The 16,660-nt window shown below is 31.5% G+C and carries 17 protein-coding genes and 1 tRNA gene; 6 read left to right on the forward strand and 12 right to left on the reverse strand.

Annotated elements, in window-relative coordinates; genetic code table 11:
* Window positions 1–32 precede the first annotated feature (32 nt).
* Window positions 33–1,073, forward strand: coding sequence for a PRC-barrel domain-containing protein (locus HA148_RS00310; RefSeq protein ID WP_209129183.1), 1,041 nt, complete (start codon window positions 33–35; stop codon window positions 1,071–1,073).
* Between the two features lie 3 nt (window positions 1,074–1,076).
* On the opposite strand, the gene HA148_RS00315 is transcribed toward HA148_RS00310, so the two are convergent.
* Window positions 1,077–2,363, reverse strand: a complete 1,287-nt coding sequence (locus HA148_RS00315; protein ID WP_209129185.1) for a glycosyl transferase — start codon at window positions 2,361–2,363, stop codon at window positions 1,077–1,079.
* A gap of 4 nt (window positions 2,364–2,367) precedes the next feature.
* A tRNA-Leu gene (locus HA148_RS00320) sits at window positions 2,368–2,449 on the reverse strand.
* A gap of 260 nt (window positions 2,450–2,709) precedes the next feature.
* On the opposite strand from HA148_RS00320, the gene accC reads away from it, so the two are divergent.
* A complete protein-coding gene (gene accC, locus HA148_RS00325; RefSeq protein ID WP_025923813.1) occupies window positions 2,710–4,059 on the forward strand; it encodes an acetyl-CoA carboxylase biotin carboxylase subunit in 1,350 nt (449 codons plus the stop codon).
* A 17-nt stretch (window positions 4,060–4,076) separates the two neighbouring features.
* Here the strand turns inward: accC and HA148_RS00330 are convergent, their stop codons facing one another.
* Window positions 4,077–4,382, reverse strand: coding sequence for a YggT family protein (locus HA148_RS00330; RefSeq protein WP_209129188.1), 306 nt, complete (start codon window positions 4,380–4,382; stop codon window positions 4,077–4,079).
* A gap of 89 nt (window positions 4,383–4,471) precedes the next feature.
* On the opposite strand from HA148_RS00330, the gene psbX reads away from it, so the two are divergent.
* On the forward strand, window positions 4,472–4,657 hold the full coding sequence (gene psbX, locus HA148_RS00335) for a photosystem II reaction center X protein (protein WP_025905805.1): 186 nt from the start codon (window positions 4,472–4,474) through the stop codon (window positions 4,655–4,657).
* An 80-nt stretch (window positions 4,658–4,737) separates the two neighbouring features.
* On the forward strand, window positions 4,738–5,670 hold the full coding sequence (locus tag HA148_RS00340) for a Ycf66 family protein (RefSeq protein ID WP_209129190.1): 933 nt from the start codon (window positions 4,738–4,740) through the stop codon (window positions 5,668–5,670).
* On the opposite strand, the gene HA148_RS00345 is transcribed toward HA148_RS00340, so the two are convergent.
* Genes HA148_RS00345 through def form a run of 5 tightly spaced genes read right to left on the reverse strand, consistent with a single transcriptional unit; the run spans window position 5,671 to window position 9,256 of the window.
* Window positions 5,671–5,946 carry a chlorophyll a/b-binding protein gene (locus tag HA148_RS00345; protein WP_209129192.1) on the reverse strand — a complete coding sequence of 92 codons (276 nt, stop codon included), beginning with the start codon at window positions 5,944–5,946 and terminating at the stop codon, window positions 5,671–5,673.
* Between the two features lie 8 nt (window positions 5,947–5,954).
* Window positions 5,955–7,937: an ABC transporter ATP-binding protein/permease gene (locus tag HA148_RS00350; RefSeq protein ID WP_209129194.1), complete on the reverse strand. Its 1,983-nt coding sequence runs from the start codon at window positions 7,935–7,937 to the stop codon at window positions 5,955–5,957.
* 42 nt (window positions 7,938–7,979) lie between these two features.
* Window positions 7,980–8,258: a hypothetical protein gene (locus tag HA148_RS00355; RefSeq protein ID WP_209129197.1), complete on the reverse strand. Its 279-nt coding sequence runs from the start codon at window positions 8,256–8,258 to the stop codon at window positions 7,980–7,982.
* A 46-nt stretch (window positions 8,259–8,304) separates the two neighbouring features.
* Window positions 8,305–8,646: a histidine triad nucleotide-binding protein gene (locus HA148_RS00360; RefSeq protein WP_209129199.1), complete on the reverse strand. Its 342-nt coding sequence runs from the start codon at window positions 8,644–8,646 to the stop codon at window positions 8,305–8,307.
* Between the two features lie 4 nt (window positions 8,647–8,650).
* Window positions 8,651–9,256, reverse strand: a complete 606-nt coding sequence (gene def / locus HA148_RS00365) for a peptide deformylase (protein ID WP_032523851.1) — start codon at window positions 9,254–9,256, stop codon at window positions 8,651–8,653.
* A 73-nt stretch (window positions 9,257–9,329) separates the two neighbouring features.
* Here def and HA148_RS00370 point away from each other — a divergent pair, with 73 nt between their 5' ends.
* Window positions 9,330–11,255: an alpha/beta hydrolase family protein gene (locus tag HA148_RS00370; RefSeq protein ID WP_209129201.1), complete on the forward strand. Its 1,926-nt coding sequence runs from the start codon at window positions 9,330–9,332 to the stop codon at window positions 11,253–11,255.
* Here HA148_RS00370 and HA148_RS00375 read toward each other — a convergent pair.
* Genes HA148_RS00375 through sufB form a run of 4 tightly spaced genes read right to left on the reverse strand, consistent with a single transcriptional unit; the run spans window position 11,252 to window position 15,976 of the window.
* Entirely contained in the window at window positions 11,252–12,505 is a 1,254-nt protein-coding gene (locus tag HA148_RS00375; protein ID WP_209129203.1) for a SufS family cysteine desulfurase, read from the reverse strand. The two genes, HA148_RS00370 and HA148_RS00375, sit on opposite strands and share 4 nt — an antisense overlap.
* Window positions 12,505–13,722, reverse strand: coding sequence for a SufD family Fe-S cluster assembly protein (locus HA148_RS00380; RefSeq protein WP_209129205.1), 1,218 nt, complete (start codon window positions 13,720–13,722; stop codon window positions 12,505–12,507). Before HA148_RS00380 ends, HA148_RS00375 begins: the two co-directional genes overlap by 1 nt.
* 4 nt (window positions 13,723–13,726) lie before the next feature.
* Complete coding sequence (gene sufC, locus HA148_RS00385; protein WP_209129207.1) at window positions 13,727–14,512, reverse strand: Fe-S cluster assembly ATPase SufC; 786 nt, start codon at window positions 14,510–14,512, stop codon at window positions 13,727–13,729.
* Window positions 14,513–14,533: 21 nt separating this feature from the next.
* Entirely contained in the window at window positions 14,534–15,976 is a 1,443-nt protein-coding gene (gene sufB / locus HA148_RS00390) for a Fe-S cluster assembly protein SufB (RefSeq protein WP_209129209.1), read from the reverse strand.
* Between the two features lie 95 nt (window positions 15,977–16,071).
* Here sufB and HA148_RS00395 point away from each other — a divergent pair, with 95 nt between their 5' ends.
* Entirely contained in the window at window positions 16,072–16,425 is a 354-nt protein-coding gene (locus tag HA148_RS00395; protein ID WP_209129211.1) for a hypothetical protein, read from the forward strand.
* The last annotated feature ends 235 nt before the right edge of the window (window positions 16,426–16,660 follow it).

A 16,660-nucleotide genomic window follows, 5' to 3' on the forward strand; every position in this document is an offset into this window, starting at 1 on the left:
AATTTATACGTCAGAATGATAAAAAGAAATTTATGAGCTTGTCTAACACATCTGCTAATAAGAATCTCCCTAACTCGGTTCCAAGCGAACGTTTATGGTTAAGGTCAGAATTAATGGGAACACAAGTTATAACTACTGATACTGGGAGGCGGCTAGGCGTAGTTGGCGAAGTTGTTGTTGATATCGATAGAAGAGAGGTGGTCGCTTTGGGACTAAGAGATAATCCACTTACAAGATTTCTACCAGGATTGCCAAAATGGATGCCTTTAGAAAGTATAAAGCAAGTTGGAGACGTCATATTAGTTGACTCCCTTGATTCTTTGAGTGAGAGTTTTTCTCCAGAAAGATATGGGAAGGTAATTAATTGTCAGGTGATCACAGAATCTGGACAACTTTTAGGAAGAGTTCTTGGTTTTTCTTTTGATATTGAGACTGGGGATTTGATATCTCTTGTTATGGGTGCAGTTGGTGTTCCGCTTTTAGGTGAGGGAGTTTTAAGTACTTGGGAAATACCTGTTGAGGAAATTGTAAGTAGTGGTACCGATAGGATTATTGTTTATGAAGGTGCTGAAGAGAAATTAAATCAACTAAGTAGTGGACTACTTGAGAAACTTGGAGTCGGGGGCTCTTCATGGGATGAAAGGGAAGCAAATGGATACACAGCAAATCTTGTACCTGTTGAGAATCAGTTACTTTCAGGTTCTGAATCAGAACAGCAAAACAATTTGGTCGAGGAAAATGAAGAAGTTGTTGAACAAGATGATTATGAAGATGATTATGAAGACGATTATGAAGATGAACTTGAATATGTTGAAATAAAGAGTTCTTCAGAGGAAACAAATAACAGAAAAAAGCTATATATGGATAATGATTATTCTGATCAGATTGAGAATCAAATAGATGAAAAAAACAATATTGATTTTAAGCAAAAGAAACAATCAACTACTAATTTAACTTCGAAAAGACCAATTCAAAATGCAACTGAAACTTTAGATATTGAACCACTAGATGAACAAAATTTTGTTCAAGATAATAAAAAATCAGAAAAGTTTGAAATTGATGACCCCTGGTAATTGTTAAAGTTTTTTTATTGAATTAAGAATTATAGAAGCAAGTTTTTTTGCAGCCCCTTTATCGCCTCTTTCTTTGTGTAGATTATTCCTAATACTTTTTAATTGATCTCTATTTTTAATAAGAAATAATACTTCTCTTGCAATTTTTATTGGTGAAATATTACCTATCCTTTCAGGGACAATCATTCTTTTAGCTTTAATATTTGGCCAAGCAAAAAATTTCTTTTTTTTAAAATAGAAATTTTTGATTATAAAAGTTAGGAATCTATTTATGAATGAAATTTTTCCAATCACTCCAAAAATACCATCCCAAGCATTCATCATATTTAAATGTTGAGTTGGCAGAACTACTAACATTGGAAGACTAATTGCTGCTAATTCTGCAGTATTTGCTCCAACAGTTGTAATTGCAAGATCACATTCTTTTAATATTTCATAGCAAGGATGTTTCTTGATTAGATAAATCTTTGTATTTTTTGACGTTTCAATTACATAATCAAAACGAGAGTCTTTGAAGTTTTTAATTGTTTTGATTTTTGATGAGTAATATTTAGCAATTGGATTTTTATTGCTTTGAAAAAATAAATATTCACTTTTATCAGTGGTTGGGGCAATGGGAATTATAAAATTTATATTTTGATTTTCTTCAGCGATATGATCTGCAACTTCTAAGAAGAAAGGAATTCCTACAGAAAGCTTTGCTTTCTTAGAACCAGGCAACAATGCAATATGATGTTTTTCTTTATTTCTTAATGATATTTCGCTATTAAGTTTGATATCTGCCATCAAATCGCCAATGACCTTACATTTATATTTATATCTTTTAGGTATTGACTCTTTTACTTTTACATTCATAGCAGCTATTGCGTTGGTCCATTTAGGCCATCGTGAAACCCATTCAGCATATGTGATATTTAAATAACCTAATCTTTTAGCTAATAAAATGCTCCAAAATTGATCCCCACCAAGGAAAATAACTACCCCTTTTTTTGGCCAATATGCAAAAGAATGTGGCTTTATTAATAATTTCCAAAAACTTTTGGATTTTGTAATTAATTCGAATTTATTCCATGAATTTGCAACTGAAAATTCTTTACCAGTGGCATTTGGGCAAGGAACAAGGACTAACCTAAGAGTGAATTCTTGTTTATCGTCATCACGTAGTGATTTATTTACTTTGTTAAGCTCATCTATTACAGGATTTACCCATGTGGTTAATTCACCAGGACCATTGGAAATTATAACTACTGCAACTGATTTTTTTTTCATTGCAGTCAAACCAGAATACATTAAATGCGGACGGCGAGACTTGAACTCGCAAGGCCGAAGCCACACGCTCCTTAGACGTGCGCGTCTACCAATTCCGCCACGTCCGCAAAGGGTTTTCAGCAACCGTGGGATACCTAAACCTTAAAAATATCATACATTATTGACTGAAATAAGGATCTAGTTCGAAAAGAGTATTTTTGAATATCATGAATAATTTTTCTATTGCATAAAACAAATATTTATACATATATAACGTTTTAGGTTGTATTGTAAAAAATGTCCTCTGATCACTAAAAAAATTTGTTGAATACTTTGGCAAATAATTTTTTATTTTAAGTCATTTCATTTCTTCAATTTTATTTTCACAATGGTTGAAAAAGTTTTAATTGCTAATCGTGGAGAAATAGCTTTACGAATTGTCAGAAGTTGTAGAGAACTAGGCATTGCAACAGTTGCAGTTTTTAGCACTGTAGATAAAAAAGCATTGCATGTTCAGCTTGCTGATGAGGCGGTTTGCGTAGGAGATTCATTAAGTAATAAGAGTTATTTAAATATTCCAAATATACTTGCTGCTGCTACATCAAGAGGAGTTGATGCTATTCATCCTGGTTATGGATTTCTTGCGGAAAATGATAAATTTGCTGAGATGTGTAACGATCACGGCATAGTTTTTATTGGTCCATCTCCTAAAGCTATTAGATCTATGGGAGATAAATCTACAGCTAAAGAAACTATGGAAGCAGTTGGAGTTCCCACAGTACCTGGCAGTAAAGGCTTGTTATCAAATGTTGATGAGGCTTATAAATTGGCAGATGATATTGGCTATCCGGTAATTATTAAAGCGACTGCTGGAGGAGGTGGAAGAGGTATGAGGTTGGTTGAAAACTCTAATAATCTCGAAAAAATGTTTAAAGCAGCTCAAGGCGAAGCAGAAGCAGCTTTTGGTAATGATGGTTTATATATGGAGAAATTTATAAAGAAGCCAAGACATGTAGAAATTCAAATTTTGGCTGACAGGTCGGGTAATGTTGTTCACTTAGGAGAGCGAGATTGTTCAGTTCAAAGAAGACATCAGAAGTTACTAGAAGAGTCTCCCAGTCCTGCAATTAACCCTGAGCTAAGAAAAAAAATGGGGAACGCAGCTATTGCTGCTGCAAAAAGTATCGGCTACGAAGGAGCGGGGACAGTTGAATTTTTAGTTGATGATGATGATAATTTTTATTTTATGGAAATGAATACTAGGATTCAAGTTGAACATCCTGTTACTGAAATGGTTACAGGAGTAGATTTAATAGCTGAGCAAATTAAAATCGCAAGCGGAGCAAACTTGGAATTTAATCAGGATGATATCCATTTAAACGGTCATGCCATTGAATGTAGAATCAATGCTGAAGATCCTTCTCACAATTTCCGACCATCACCTGGAAAAATAACTGGGTGGCTCCCTCCAGGTGGCCCTGGTGTAAGGGTGGATAGTCATGTGTATACAGGCTATGAAATACCTCCTTTCTATGACTCATTAATTGGTAAATTAATAGTCTGGGGAAAAGATCGTAATACTGCAATTAAACGTATGAATAGGGCTTTAAATGAATGTGCGGTCACTGGTATTCCTACAACAATTAACTTTCATCTAACTTTACTGAATAAATCTAAATTTAAGCAGGGTAAGATTCATACTAAATATGTAGAAGAAGAATTATTGCCAAATTACTGAGAAATAATTACTTATTTCTATGAAATATGTGTATGTAATGCAAGTTTTATAAGCCCTTGCTGACCGACTAAAATTTCTCTTAAAAAGCTTATAAATCCTATCCAAATTACGGGTCCAACATCAACACCTCCAATAGGAGGAATTAGTTTTCTTGTTAAATTAAGAATAGAGCTTGATGGTATTGAAATTAATAACCATAAACCTTTATTTAAATCAATTTTTGGGTACCAAGTAAGTATTAATCTTATTAGAAAAACTATAGTTAGATATGAAAGAGAAATTCCTAAACTAATATCTAAAATTTGAAGAGAGTTTACAAGCAAGAAATCACAATTATTTAACTCATCTTAATAAATAACCCATTGAAACGTATTTAATTCGTATTATAAATTGAGAATTTAATATTTAAAAAGTGTTTCAAATCTCAAATTTATTACTAGCCGCAGATTTTTCTGCTGAAGTTGCAAATAATTCAGCAGTTGGAATGATAGGTAGTTTTATTGCGGCTGCCTTACTTATCGTTATTCCAGCCACTGCATTTTTGATTTTTGTTAGCCAGAAAGATTCTCTCGATCGTACTTCTACCGGAAGACGCTAGTTTTTGTAGAAGTTTTAAGTACACTATATATATAAGGGATATAAGTAACCCTTTAAAAAATAAATTTTTGGAGAAAGAATGTGGTCAATGCTAGTCTCAATTGGGCCAGTATTGTTGGTATAGTTCTCGCAGTATGTGGAGGAGGCCTTTATTTCTTGAGGTCCTTTAAGCCTGCCTTGGCAAGGGATTATGATGTTTTCTTCGCAGCAATTGGACTTTTGTGTGGAGGAATATTATTTTTTCAAGGCTGGAGGTTAGATCCTATCCTTCAGTTTGGTCAGTTTTTACTTGCAGGAACTACAGTTTTTTTCGCATATGAAAGTGTGCGATTGAGGGGAGTTGCTACTGATCAAGCTAGAAGATCATCTTATTTTGATGATGATCCTATTTCTGATGGTCCCAGAAATTCTAGAGGCCGATTTAATGACGATTATGATAGGTTTGAAGAATCTGAAAGACCTTCCAGAAGATTTAAACCTCAAGAAGATGAATTTGAAGAAGACTATATGGAGGGGAGATCTCGTAGGAGGAATGTTTCTAGAGCGATACCCTCTGCTGCAGCAAGTAGAAGTAGGCCATCTACAAGAGAAATAAGTCAGTTTGAAAATGACGAACCTATAAGAAGGAGAAGAAGACAGACTTCTGAAGATAGAAATAGTAAACAACCAGAAACAAATAACTTTGGTGAAAGAAGAAATTTATCTCGCGATGAAGTTAAAACAGGGTCTAGACCCAGAATGAATCGTACAGTTTCTAAACAAGATAATATCTCTGCTCCTAGTAATTCTTCTCCATTAAGAAAGAAACCTTCTAGATCATCTATTAGGCAGCAAACTTCAACAACTCAAGTAGAAGATGCTTCATTTAAAGATGCTAATCAAGCCAAAAAACCACGTGAGACTCGGAGAGTGAGCTCTTCAGTTAGATCAAGTTCAAAAAATCAAAATAGTAGATATAACGTTGGAACAAATAATAAGAAACCAAGAGATAACAGTTCTAGATTTGATGATTAATTATAAGATTCCTGCCCATTTTAAAAACGATTGTTTACTAAATAATTCAATCAATACTATTGCAAGGAAGCCAATCATTGCAAATCTTCCATTAGTTATTTCAGAATAACTACTCCATCCAAATTTATATTCATCTTTAATTTCTATAGTTTTTTCATCTAATTTATTGACTTCAATTTGTTCATTGATCTGATTCGGATCTTTTTGCTCTTCTATAAAACTCTCATTCTCTAAATTAGTGACTTCTGAGTTAGTTTGTTCTTCTTTAGAATTCATTTTTTTTGTTAATCCTTAAAATTATACTTATCAGAAGTCAATAATTTCCAGTCTCCTTGTCCATTTAATTCTAAAATATTTTCGTGAAAATCTTTTAAGCTAGGTCTATGTCCAACACTTATTAGAGAAAGTTCTCGTTCCTTTAGTAAACTATATAGTTTTTTTTCAGTGTTAATATCTAAAGCACTTGTTGCTTCATCAAGTACTGCAAATCTTGGAGAATTTAGTAACAGTCTTGCAAAAGCTAATCTTTGTTGTTCGCCTAGGGAAAGAATTCGTGGCCAATCTTGTTTTATATCAAGATTAGGATACCGATCAACTAAGTTTTTTAAATTTACTTCATGTAGTACAGAAGTAAGATGTTCATCACTAAATTTCTTAACTTCTGTGGGATAACATAATTGTTCTCTTAAAGAACCAAGTAACATATATGGTTTTTGAGGTATGAATAATAATTCCCCAATTTTTGGTTTTTTAATTACTCCTTGATCGGGTTCCCATAAACCACTAATCATTCTTAATAAAGATGTTTTTCCGCACCCAGATGGTCCTACAACCAAAAGTGATTGATTATTGTCGATGCTTAAATTTAAATTTTTAATGATTGTTTTATTGGATCCTGGTGGGCAAAGGTCAGCATTATTAATAAGAATTGAGGGGTAATCTGAAATAACGTTTTGATTGCTTGTTGGGTTGGTTTGACTAATGGATTCAACTTTTGATTGGAATCCTTCTAATCTGCCAATGCCAGCAGTAAATTTTGCGAGTTCTTCGATTTGATTAACAATAAAAAACAACGAACCTTCAACCATTCCAAATGCAAAGCTTGCCTGAATAAAGCGTCCATAATCAATATCACCTCTAAAGTAAGGGATTGCCATTATTAGATATGGAAAGAAATTTCCTGCATAATTAATGGATCTTCTCATGACGTCTATTATTACTCTCCATATAATCAGTAAATTAAAGTTTCTCACAACTTCTCCTAATCGCCTTTCAGTTTCACTTCGCTCAGGATTCTCCCCAGAGTAAAAGGCTATTGATTCAGCATTATCTCGAATATGAACTAAGCCATATCGAAAATCTGCTTCATATCTGAGTTGATCAAAGTCAATCTTTACAAGATTTTTTCCTGCAATTAAAAGGATAGAAGTTGCAAATGCAGCGTAACCGAATAAAGAAAAAGTAAGTGTTGTACTAATACTCCATAAAATAAGAATATTAAGTGAAAATGTTAGTAGTGCATCAAAAATACCTAATGTGAAAGAAAGACTTTGTCCGGTAAAAGCTCGAGTATCATCTGTGATTCTTTGATCAGGATTATCTACATCGGTTTGTTCTTCATCATTGGGATTTAATTGGTAATAGGCTTTATTAGTCATATAATCTTTGACTAAACTTTTTGAAAGCCATTCTCTCCAAATTATTCCTAATTTATATGTAAAAAATATTTGGGAAACACGTATAGGTAGAGCCACAGCGAAACAACAAGCGTAAATCCCTAATATCCGATAAAAACCATCTTCTTGTTTTTCTACTAAAGCATTTGTTAAATCTCTTGCTATGAACCCAATACCTGCGTTTATTCCGTTTACAGCTAAAAGCATTAATACAATTATCGCAAGGAATAACCAATGTAACCATCTTCGGTTTTTTAATTGACGTCTCAAGCTAAAAAAGCTGCCTGATCCAATTAGAAATAAGGCAGAGAAAAGCAATCCCCAGCTACCAGCCCAAATCGAATTGACAGTACTTACCACACCTCCAAAATACTTTTCAAGAAATATTGGTTGAAGGTTTTCAAAAAAACTTATTATGCCTGTAAGACCAACAAGTACTACTCCACCAACACAAAATAAAAGAGAAATCAAAAGCCATATGAATTGAAGTCCATTGCATTGATCTATTGGAAGAAAAAATGGCTGAGATAGCTTCCTTAATTTTTGTAATTGGTATAAAATTTTTGATTTATTATTAACTGCTTTATTCATTACTCGACTAGTTTTATAGAATAAATTATAACTTTTAGCAGTCTATTGACCAAAGCCAATAAATGAAAGTGCCCAGTCAGGTAAATTTAAGTAATTTAAGATTGTTGTATCAAATTGATGAACTTTTGGAAAACATTTATCTAATACCCACCATAAGAGAAAAGGTAGATTAAATAAAATTTGTAATTGCCATTTATAAGTTAAAACCTTCCATATTTTTATTAATTTAGTTTTGAGAGAATCGTCTAGATCTTCCCAATTTTTTGAGACTAAATTGAATAAATTTTTGGATTTTGTATTTAAGGAATCTGGTGTATTCATTATGTTTTTACTTATTTATAACCCATAAACTTTTCTTTCGAGAGTTTTAACCTGGGGGCCAATTCATTTTTCTTCCAGATAAAAAATGAATATGTAAATGAAAAACTGTTTGTCCCGATTCTGCTCCAGTATTAATTACTGTTCTCCAATTAGTTAAATTTTTTGATTTAGCTATTTTGCTACCAACAAAAAGTAAATGCCCTAACAAATTTGCATCCTCTTTAATACAATCTAATAGGCTGATGATTGGCTTTTTTGGAATCACTAAAAAATGAACTGGTGCTTGCGCTTGGATATCGTTAAAAGCAATACAAAACTCATCTTCATAAAGCTTATCGCAGGGTATTTCTTCATTAATTATTTTTTGAAATATTGTAGTTTCAGTCATTAGATTAATTAATAGAAATTACATCTTCTTCGTTAAACCCTTCCTTTATAAGTTCTTTGTTTAAATCATCTTTTGATGTAACTCTATCAACAAATAGTATTCCGTTTAAATGATCCATTTCATGTTGAATACACCTCGCTAGAAGTCCATCGGCTTTCATTTTACGTGGTCTACCCATTTCATCCCTAAATTTTAATTTAATAGTTGATGGTCTCACTACATTCAAATAGACTCCAGGTATACTCAAACAGCCTTCTTCGTATGAATTAAGAGTTGTTCCAAAGTCTGTAATTTCTGGATTGATTAATATTAAAGGTTCTGCTGCTGAATCTTCAAAATTTACATCTATCACAAGAAGCTCCTTGTTGATGCCAATTTGTGGTGCGGCAAGTCCAATTCCTTTAGCTGCATACATGCTTTGAAGCATTTCTCTAGCAAGTTTTCTAATCGATTCGTCAACTTTAGTGATTCTTTTGGAATTTTTTCTCAATACATCATCACCAAGTTTATAAATGTCTAGAGATGGCTTACCTGTTTGTTCTTTTGCAATTTTTTCTGAGCTTCCACTTGTTCTTGACTTTTTTGCAAGTTGTGAAAAATGGTTTGCCACGTTAAAAAGTTTTTAATTAAGAGTTTAGCTATAAAAATACTAGCACTTTAATTTACTTTCTCTATATTTTTAAATGAGTAATGATGATAAGTTAAAAGTTAGGCAAACTGAATCTAAAAAAAATGCTTACAAGGAATTAACTATTATTAGGGATACCATTTTTTGGATTGATGTTGTTGGTGAAGGTCAAAATGAGAATGCTATTTTTGCAAGACCATTTAATGATAAAGGGGCTTTTCCTCAGAAATTAACAAGTAAAAAGCATAACATTAAAAATAATTTTCATGGATATGGTGGTAAATCATATAAATGTATAAATTTTAAAAATAATTTTTATTTAATATGGATAGATCAGATTACTAGGGCAGTATGGTTTCAAATTTTTAAAGAGGCAGCTTCAAATTATAGAAGTCAAAATATATATCTCGATTCAGTTCAAGAACCTAGACAACTATCTAAATCAATTGATGGAAATTTCGATTCTTCATTTGTCATTTCTGAAAAAAATTTTTTGTATGGAATTTGCGAGATAAATAATAGAGATTATTTATTTTCTTTAAATTTAAAAAAAACTAAACAAGATATTCATCGAATTAAAAAATTTAAAAATTTTGCTGGAGAATTATCTTCTAATACTTCTGCTAGATTACTTTCTTGGATAGAGTGGGATTCTCCATATATGCCCTGGGACAAAAATGATCTATTTTTTGCTCAAATAGATCTAGATGGAGAGGTACAAAAAATAAAAAAATTCTCAAATAAGCTTATAAATGCGAAAAAAAACGTTTCTTTTTTTCAACCCTATTGGATAAGTGAAACACTTTTAGTATGTTCTGAAGATAGTTCTGGATGGTGGAATTTGTTGTTTTTAGATATTAATGAAATTGAGAATATTTTTATTAAGAAAAGAATAGAGAGAAATTTGCTTGAATATGGAGCACCACAATGGGTCTCTGGAATAACATTTTTTTCAGGGACTATAAAAAATTTATTTTGCCTAGCAAAAAAAGAAAATAATTTAATAGTGGAACAATATAAAGATCTTAAATTTGTTAAGGAATTTTCTACTCCTTTTACTTCAATAAGTGATTTCAGTGTTTTTCGAAAAAAAGTTCTTTTAAAAGGTTATGGATCTGATTTTTTGGGAATTGTATTTGAAATTGATTTTGAAAAAAAAATTTTATCAAATTTTTCTGAGCAGATATTTGTTGATCACATAAAAGACTGTTCAAAACCCGAATCATTTTGGTTTAAAGGTTTTGATGATCAATCTACTCATTCTTTTCTTTATAGGCCGCTTGTTGAAAATTTTAGAAAGCCACCGCTCCTTGTTAGAGCTCATAGCGGACCAACTTCATTTTTTGATGGATCATATAATTCCGAAGTTCAATATTGGACGACGAAGGGATTTTTTGTTGCTGAAGTTAATTATGGAGGATCATCAGGATTTGGCAAAGCATATAGAGAGAGGTTGAATTATAAATGGGGCATTGTTGATTCTTATGATTGCAAAGCACTAGCTCTTGAATTGATTAAATCAAATCAAGTTGACAGTGAAAAAGTAGTAATTTTTGGGAATAGTGCTGGTGGGTTAACTGCCTTGAATTGTTTATTATATAGGTCTATTTTTACAGCAGCAATTTGTAAATATCCTGTTATTGATTTGAATGATATGCATTACAACACTCATAGGTTTGAAAAAGATTATTTAAATTCTTTGGTTGGAAATTATGAAAAAAACTATGATGATTATATAAATAGATCACCGATAAAACATATAAACAAAATAAAAAAACCTATCTTATTGTTTCATGGAAAAAAAGATAAAGTTATTTCTTATAAACAAACTTTAAAAATTAAAGAAATTTTGATTCATAATAATAAATATTCAGAAGTTATTCTTTTTGATAATGAAGGGCATGGTTTTAGAAATATTGAAAATAAAGAAGTGGTAATGCAAAAATCTCAGGAATTTTTAAAAAATGCTTTGAATATTTAAGAATTGATTTTTAGAAAATTAATAGTATCTTTTAATTTTTCTATAAACATATCAATTTCTTCCTTATTGGTTGTGAAATTCATGCTGATTCTAGCTGTTGATTTAATTCCAATGTATCTGTGAAGAGGTTGACAGCAATGGTGACCACTTCTGATGCAAATTCCTTTTGAATCAAGAATTTCAGCAATATCATTTGAATGTATATTTTGTATATAAAAGGTGGCAAGCGAGGCTCTGTGTGGATCTATCTCCGGCGATGGACCTATGATTTCAATATTTTCTATTTGGTTTAATTTTTCAAATAAATATTTAGTAATATTCTTTTCGTATTCATGAATTTCATTTAATCCAATATTACTAATATAATTAATTGCTTCTGCAAGACCTATTGCTTCTGCAATGGCTGGAGTTCCAGCTTCAAATTTGTGTGGTAGCTCTGCCCAAGTACTTGTTTCTTCAAAAACATCTTGAATCATTTCGCCACCTCCAAAGAGAGGAGGAATTTTTTCTAGGATTTCTTTTCTTGACCAGAGGAAGCCAATACCTGTAGGACCGCATAGTTTATGTCCTGATCCAGCTAAAAAATCTATATTAAGATCAATCACATCCAGTTTTTGATGAGCCAAACTTTGGCATGCATCTATTAACACTAAAGAACCTTTTTGTTTAGCTAATTTAGTTATTTCTTTGATTGGATTACAGCAACCTAGAGTGTTACTAACATGTACTAGGCTAACAAGTTTAGTTCTAGATGTTAGTTTTGATTTAAAGTCGTCTATGTCTAATTTCCCATCTTTATCTATACCTATAAATTTTAATTTGCATTTATTTTTTGCTGCAACCATTTGCCATGGAACAATATTGCTATGATGCTCCATTATTGATAAGAGAATTTCATCATTTTCTTTTAATAAATATTCGCCCCATGATCTTGCGACTAGATTGATTGCCTCAGTAGCATTTCTTGTGAAAATAATTTCTTTTGCTGAATTCGCTTTTATATATTTGCTAATTAAATATCGTGCATTTTCAAATTCTTCTGTTGCTTTAGCACTTAATTGATGTGCCCCTCTATGTACATTGGCATTAAAGTTTTTGTAATATTCATCAATTTTTTTTAAGACTTGTATTGGTTTTTGTGTGGTCGCAGCATGGTCTAAATAAATAATTTGATCATTACCTTTTAAGTTCTTATTTAAAAGAGGAAAGTCTTTCTTCGTGATTTCAGGGAAATTTTGAATCGTTTCCATTAATTCTCATTTAAAAGTTTATCAAGCAAATCCCATCTATCTTTTGAAATGGGAATAAATGAAATTATTTCTTGAAAGTAAGAACTTAATTGTAGTTTACTTGCTTCTGTTAATGTGATTCCTCTTGTTCGCATATAAAAAAGTTCTTCTTCATTGAGTTGCGAAATTGTAGCTCCATGTTTGCATTTGACATCATCAGCAATTATTTCTAATTGAGGTTTGGTATCTATTTGTGCGAGATTTGACAAAAGTAAATTTCTGCTTAATTGGGAAGCATCAGTTCTCTGGGCAATTTTTGGAACTATTATCGAACCTTCAAATATTGCATGTGATCTATCATCAGCAAGTGATTTATTAATTTGATCTAGAAATCCATTTGGGCCATTAAATTCTATTTTTGTATAGGTTGAAATTTGCTCATCTTTTTTTGTTATTTGCATTCCTTTGATATTTGTTTTAGCGTTTCCCGCAGATTGTTTAATATTGATTTCAAATCTCGCATAATTGAATTTGAAATGTAAAGATCCTAAATTGTACGTACTATTTTTTTGTTGAATTACATTGAGAGAATTTAATAGATTGGATCTGTTTTCACCATAAGAAACAACACCATGATTTACAGAACTATTTTCTTTCAAGCAAAAGAAAGTTGTTTGAGATAATGAAGAGTTTTCTTTGCCAAGATTTACTTGTAATAATTCAACATCACAATTCTTTTCTAAAAATATTACGAGGGTTTTTGCGCTTAGAGAATTACTTGATGCATGACTAAAAATTTCAATAGGAGGAATTTTTGATCCATTTATTTTTAATCCCAAAATATTATTTTTACAACTTAAAGACAGATTTAGTAGTTCACTCCAATTTTCGTTTTGCTTAAAAAAAGATATTTGTTCCTTGATATAATTTTGTAATTCATCTTCACTTAATTGCTTTATTGAATAATTTTTTTCTATTAATTTAATTTGGCAATTCTCACCAATTATTAATCTAATAGTACTTTGAGAATTTTTCGGATATGGTATATCAAATTTTGGATCTTTTTCATTAATTGAGTAATCTAAAAAGTTTGACAATTTTGATTTATTTGAAAGTCTCCATAGTTCACTTTTAGGATTAGGGAGAGGGCTTGATTGTAATTTATGAAGACAGATTTTCTGTATTTCTGTTTGGTTATCATTCGATTTATTAGTTTTTATTTTTTCAATAATTTCCATTTTTTTAGGTCTTTTTTATAAAGTTATCAGTCCATTCATAACCTTTTTCCTCAAGCTCTAGAGCAAGATCACTTTCACCAGTTTTTATGATTTGTCCGTCTGACATAACATGGACATAATTTGGTTTAATTTCATCTAATAATCTTTGATAGTGAGTAATAAGTATAATTCCAGTCTGTGCATTAGATATTTTTTTAATTCCTGATGCCACTATTCTTAAAGCATCGATATCTAGCCCAGAATCGGTCTCATCTAATATCGCTATCTTGGGCTCAAGTAAAGCCATTTGCAGAATCTCATTTCTTTTTTTTTCACCTCCGGAAAAGCCTTGATTTACACTCCTTGATAGGAATGCGTGATCCATTTTCACAATTTCTAATTTTTCTTTAACTAATTCTTCAAAATCAAAAGTATCTAATTCTTCTTTGTTGAGGAATTTCCTTCTAGCATTAGTTGAAACTCTCAGAAACTCAAGATTACTTACACCTGGAATCTCAATTGGATATTGAAAACCAAGAAAAATTCCTGATTGAGATCTTTCTTCAGGTTCTAGAGAGTTGATTTTTTCACCTAAAAATTTTATGTCGCCATTTGTAATATTATACGAGGGATGTCCTGCAATGATTTTCGAAAGAGTACTTTTGCCACATCCATTTCTTCCCATAATGGCATGGATTTCTCCAGGATAGACAGTCAGTGAAACCCCTTTTAAAATTGGAAGATTATCAGTAGACGCAGAGAGATTTTCAACTTCTAAAATTGGATCTGATTCTTTCATTTTACTTTGCATTTCAGTTTAGAAATTGATTAATTAACCTACTGATCCCTCTAATTTAAGTGCCAGTAACTTATCTGCTTCAGCAGCAAATTCCATAGGTAATTGATTAAATACATCTCTGCAAAAACCGCTGACCATCATAGATACTGCCTCCTCAAATTCTATACCTCTGCTTTGGAGATAAAAAAGTTGGTCTTCTGAGATTCTACATGTGCTTGCTTCATGTTCAATTTCAGAATTGGGTTGTTGAGATTTGATGTAAGGGAATGTATTTGCAGAAGCTTGATCCCCTATTAACATTGAATCACATTGACTGTAATTTCTTGATCCTGTAGCTTTTGTTCCCATTTTGACAAGACCTCTATAGCTATTTTTTGAGTTACCTGCACTAATACCTTTGCTAACAATAGTTGATTTGGTCTTTGGACCAATATGGATCATTTTTGTGCCGGTATCTGCTTGCTGAAGGTTATTGGTGAGAGCCACTGAATAAAATTCTCCTACAGATTCTTCCCCTAAAAGAAGACAGCTAGGATATTTCCATGTAATTGCAGACCCTGTTTCTACTTGAGACCAGCTAATTTTACTTCTCTTACCTAAACATTTTCCTCTCTTGGTGACAAAATTAAAAATTCCGCCAATACCTTCTTCATCACCAGCATACCAATTTTGCACTGTTGAATATTTTATTGAGGCGTCGTCTAATGCTACAAGCTCTACAACTGCTGCATGTAGAGTATTTGTATCAAACATTGGAGCTGTACAACCTTCTAGATAACTTACAGAACTTGATTCTTCAGCAATAATTAGTGTTCTTTCGAATTGTCCTGAATCTCCACTATTAATTCTAAAGTAGGAAGATAGATCCATAGGGCAAGAAACACCTTTTGGGATATAAACAAAAGAACCATCACTAAAAACTGCAGAATTTAGTGCTGCAAAATAATTATCACTAGCTGGAACTACTGTACCTAAATATTTTTCAATCAAATCCGCGTGATTTTTTACTGCTTCACTAATTGAGCAAAATATAACTCCATGTTCAGCAAGTTCTTCTCTAAAAGTTGTGGCTATAGAAACACTATCAAAGACAGCATCAACTGCTACATTTGTGAGTTTTTTTTGCTCCGTGAGAGGTATTCCCAATTTGTCAAAAGTCTCAAGAAGTTTGGGATCAACTTCATCTAAGCTAGAAATTTTCTCTTTTTGCTTAGGAGCAGAGTAGTAAATAATATCTTGATAATCAATTTTTTTATATCCTAATGCTGCCCAATCAGGCTCTTTCATTTTTTGCCATTTTTTAAAGGCTTTTAATCTAAAATCAAGAAGGAATTTTGGCTCTTCTTTTTTCTGTGAAATTAATTTTATGATATCTTCATTTAATCCCTTTTCTATTTTTTCAGTTTCAATATCAGTAACGAAACCATATTTGTAAGGCTCTTTCACTACATCTTTAACTAAATTTTCGTTGACCATGCTATCAAAAATAACTTATTACAATTAGCTTTATATACTCTAACGAAAGATACCCCCAATATTGAGTTTTTTTCCTTTATTAAAACTAAAAATTAATGTCTAATCATCTTGATCCCTTGTCTAACCCACTAAACATAGAAACTATTCAAGAAATTGATAATCTCGATCTACCTATAATGCAGAAACATCATTTAAGAATACTCGCTCATTGCCTTCAGATTTTAAAAATTATCAATGTAGACAATAGTTTTGAATATCAAAATAAAAATCCCCTGAGAGAATGGTGTGATAACCAATCCAAAAAATTTGATGATAAAAAATTTAGTGATCTTTTTTATGAGCAGTTAGAATCAACTTCGAAAAAATTAAGTACTTTTTCAAAAAAAATAGGTAAACGTATTGAGGATTTAGAGATAGATGATTTGGTACTTTTAGTTGAACAACCCTGAATCTCTTGTTAATTGATCCCGAAGAAAAAATATATTTTTGTTGAGTCGTTAACAAATTCAGGTAATAAAATTTAAAAAAAAAGAAAATTAATTTACATTTCAAAAAGATCTGAAAATTAATAAATTTCTTTGATACCAACTGTTTTGAAGGGAAATATCAATTTTGAGAATTTTTTAGTAGTCAGAGGATCCTGACGACAGGGCAAAAAGGCACACAATTTCTAAAAAAAAAGAA

Source organism: Prochlorococcus marinus XMU1405, assembly GCF_017696275.1.
GTDB classification, from domain to species: Bacteria; Cyanobacteriota; Cyanobacteriia; order PCC-6307; family Cyanobiaceae; genus Prochlorococcus_A; species Prochlorococcus_A marinus_AB.

Coding starts and splice junctions, on each gene's coding strand:
- HA148_RS00310 (WP_209129183.1), top strand. CDS start 33: ATGAGCTTGTCTAACACATCTGCTAATAAGAATCTCCCTAACTCGGTT.
- HA148_RS00315 (WP_209129185.1), bottom strand. CDS start 2,363: ATGTATTCTGGTTTGACTGCAATGAAAAAAAAATCAGTTGCAGTAGTT.
- accC (WP_025923813.1), top strand. CDS start 2,710: ATGGTTGAAAAAGTTTTAATTGCTAATCGTGGAGAAATAGCTTTACGA.
- HA148_RS00345 (WP_209129192.1), bottom strand. CDS start 5,946: ATGAATTCTAAAGAAGAACAAACTAACTCAGAAGTCACTAATTTAGAG.
- HA148_RS00350 (WP_209129194.1), bottom strand. CDS start 7,937: ATGAATAAAGCAGTTAATAATAAATCAAAAATTTTATACCAATTACAA.
- HA148_RS00355 (WP_209129197.1), bottom strand. CDS start 8,258: ATGAATACACCAGATTCCTTAAATACAAAATCCAAAAATTTATTCAAT.
- HA148_RS00360 (WP_209129199.1), bottom strand. CDS start 8,646: ATGACTGAAACTACAATATTTCAAAAAATAATTAATGAAGAAATACCC.
- HA148_RS00370 (WP_209129201.1), top strand. CDS start 9,330: ATGAGTAATGATGATAAGTTAAAAGTTAGGCAAACTGAATCTAAAAAA.
- HA148_RS00375 (WP_209129203.1), bottom strand. CDS start 12,505: ATGGAAACGATTCAAAATTTCCCTGAAATCACGAAGAAAGACTTTCCT.
- HA148_RS00380 (WP_209129205.1), bottom strand. CDS start 13,722: ATGGAAATTATTGAAAAAATAAAAACTAATAAATCGAATGATAACCAA.
- sufC (WP_209129207.1), bottom strand. CDS start 14,512: ATGCAAAGTAAAATGAAAGAATCAGATCCAATTTTAGAAGTTGAAAAT.
- sufB (WP_209129209.1), bottom strand. CDS start 15,976: ATGGTCAACGAAAATTTAGTTAAAGATGTAGTGAAAGAGCCTTACAAA.
- HA148_RS00395 (WP_209129211.1), top strand. CDS start 16,072: ATGTCTAATCATCTTGATCCCTTGTCTAACCCACTAAACATAGAAACT.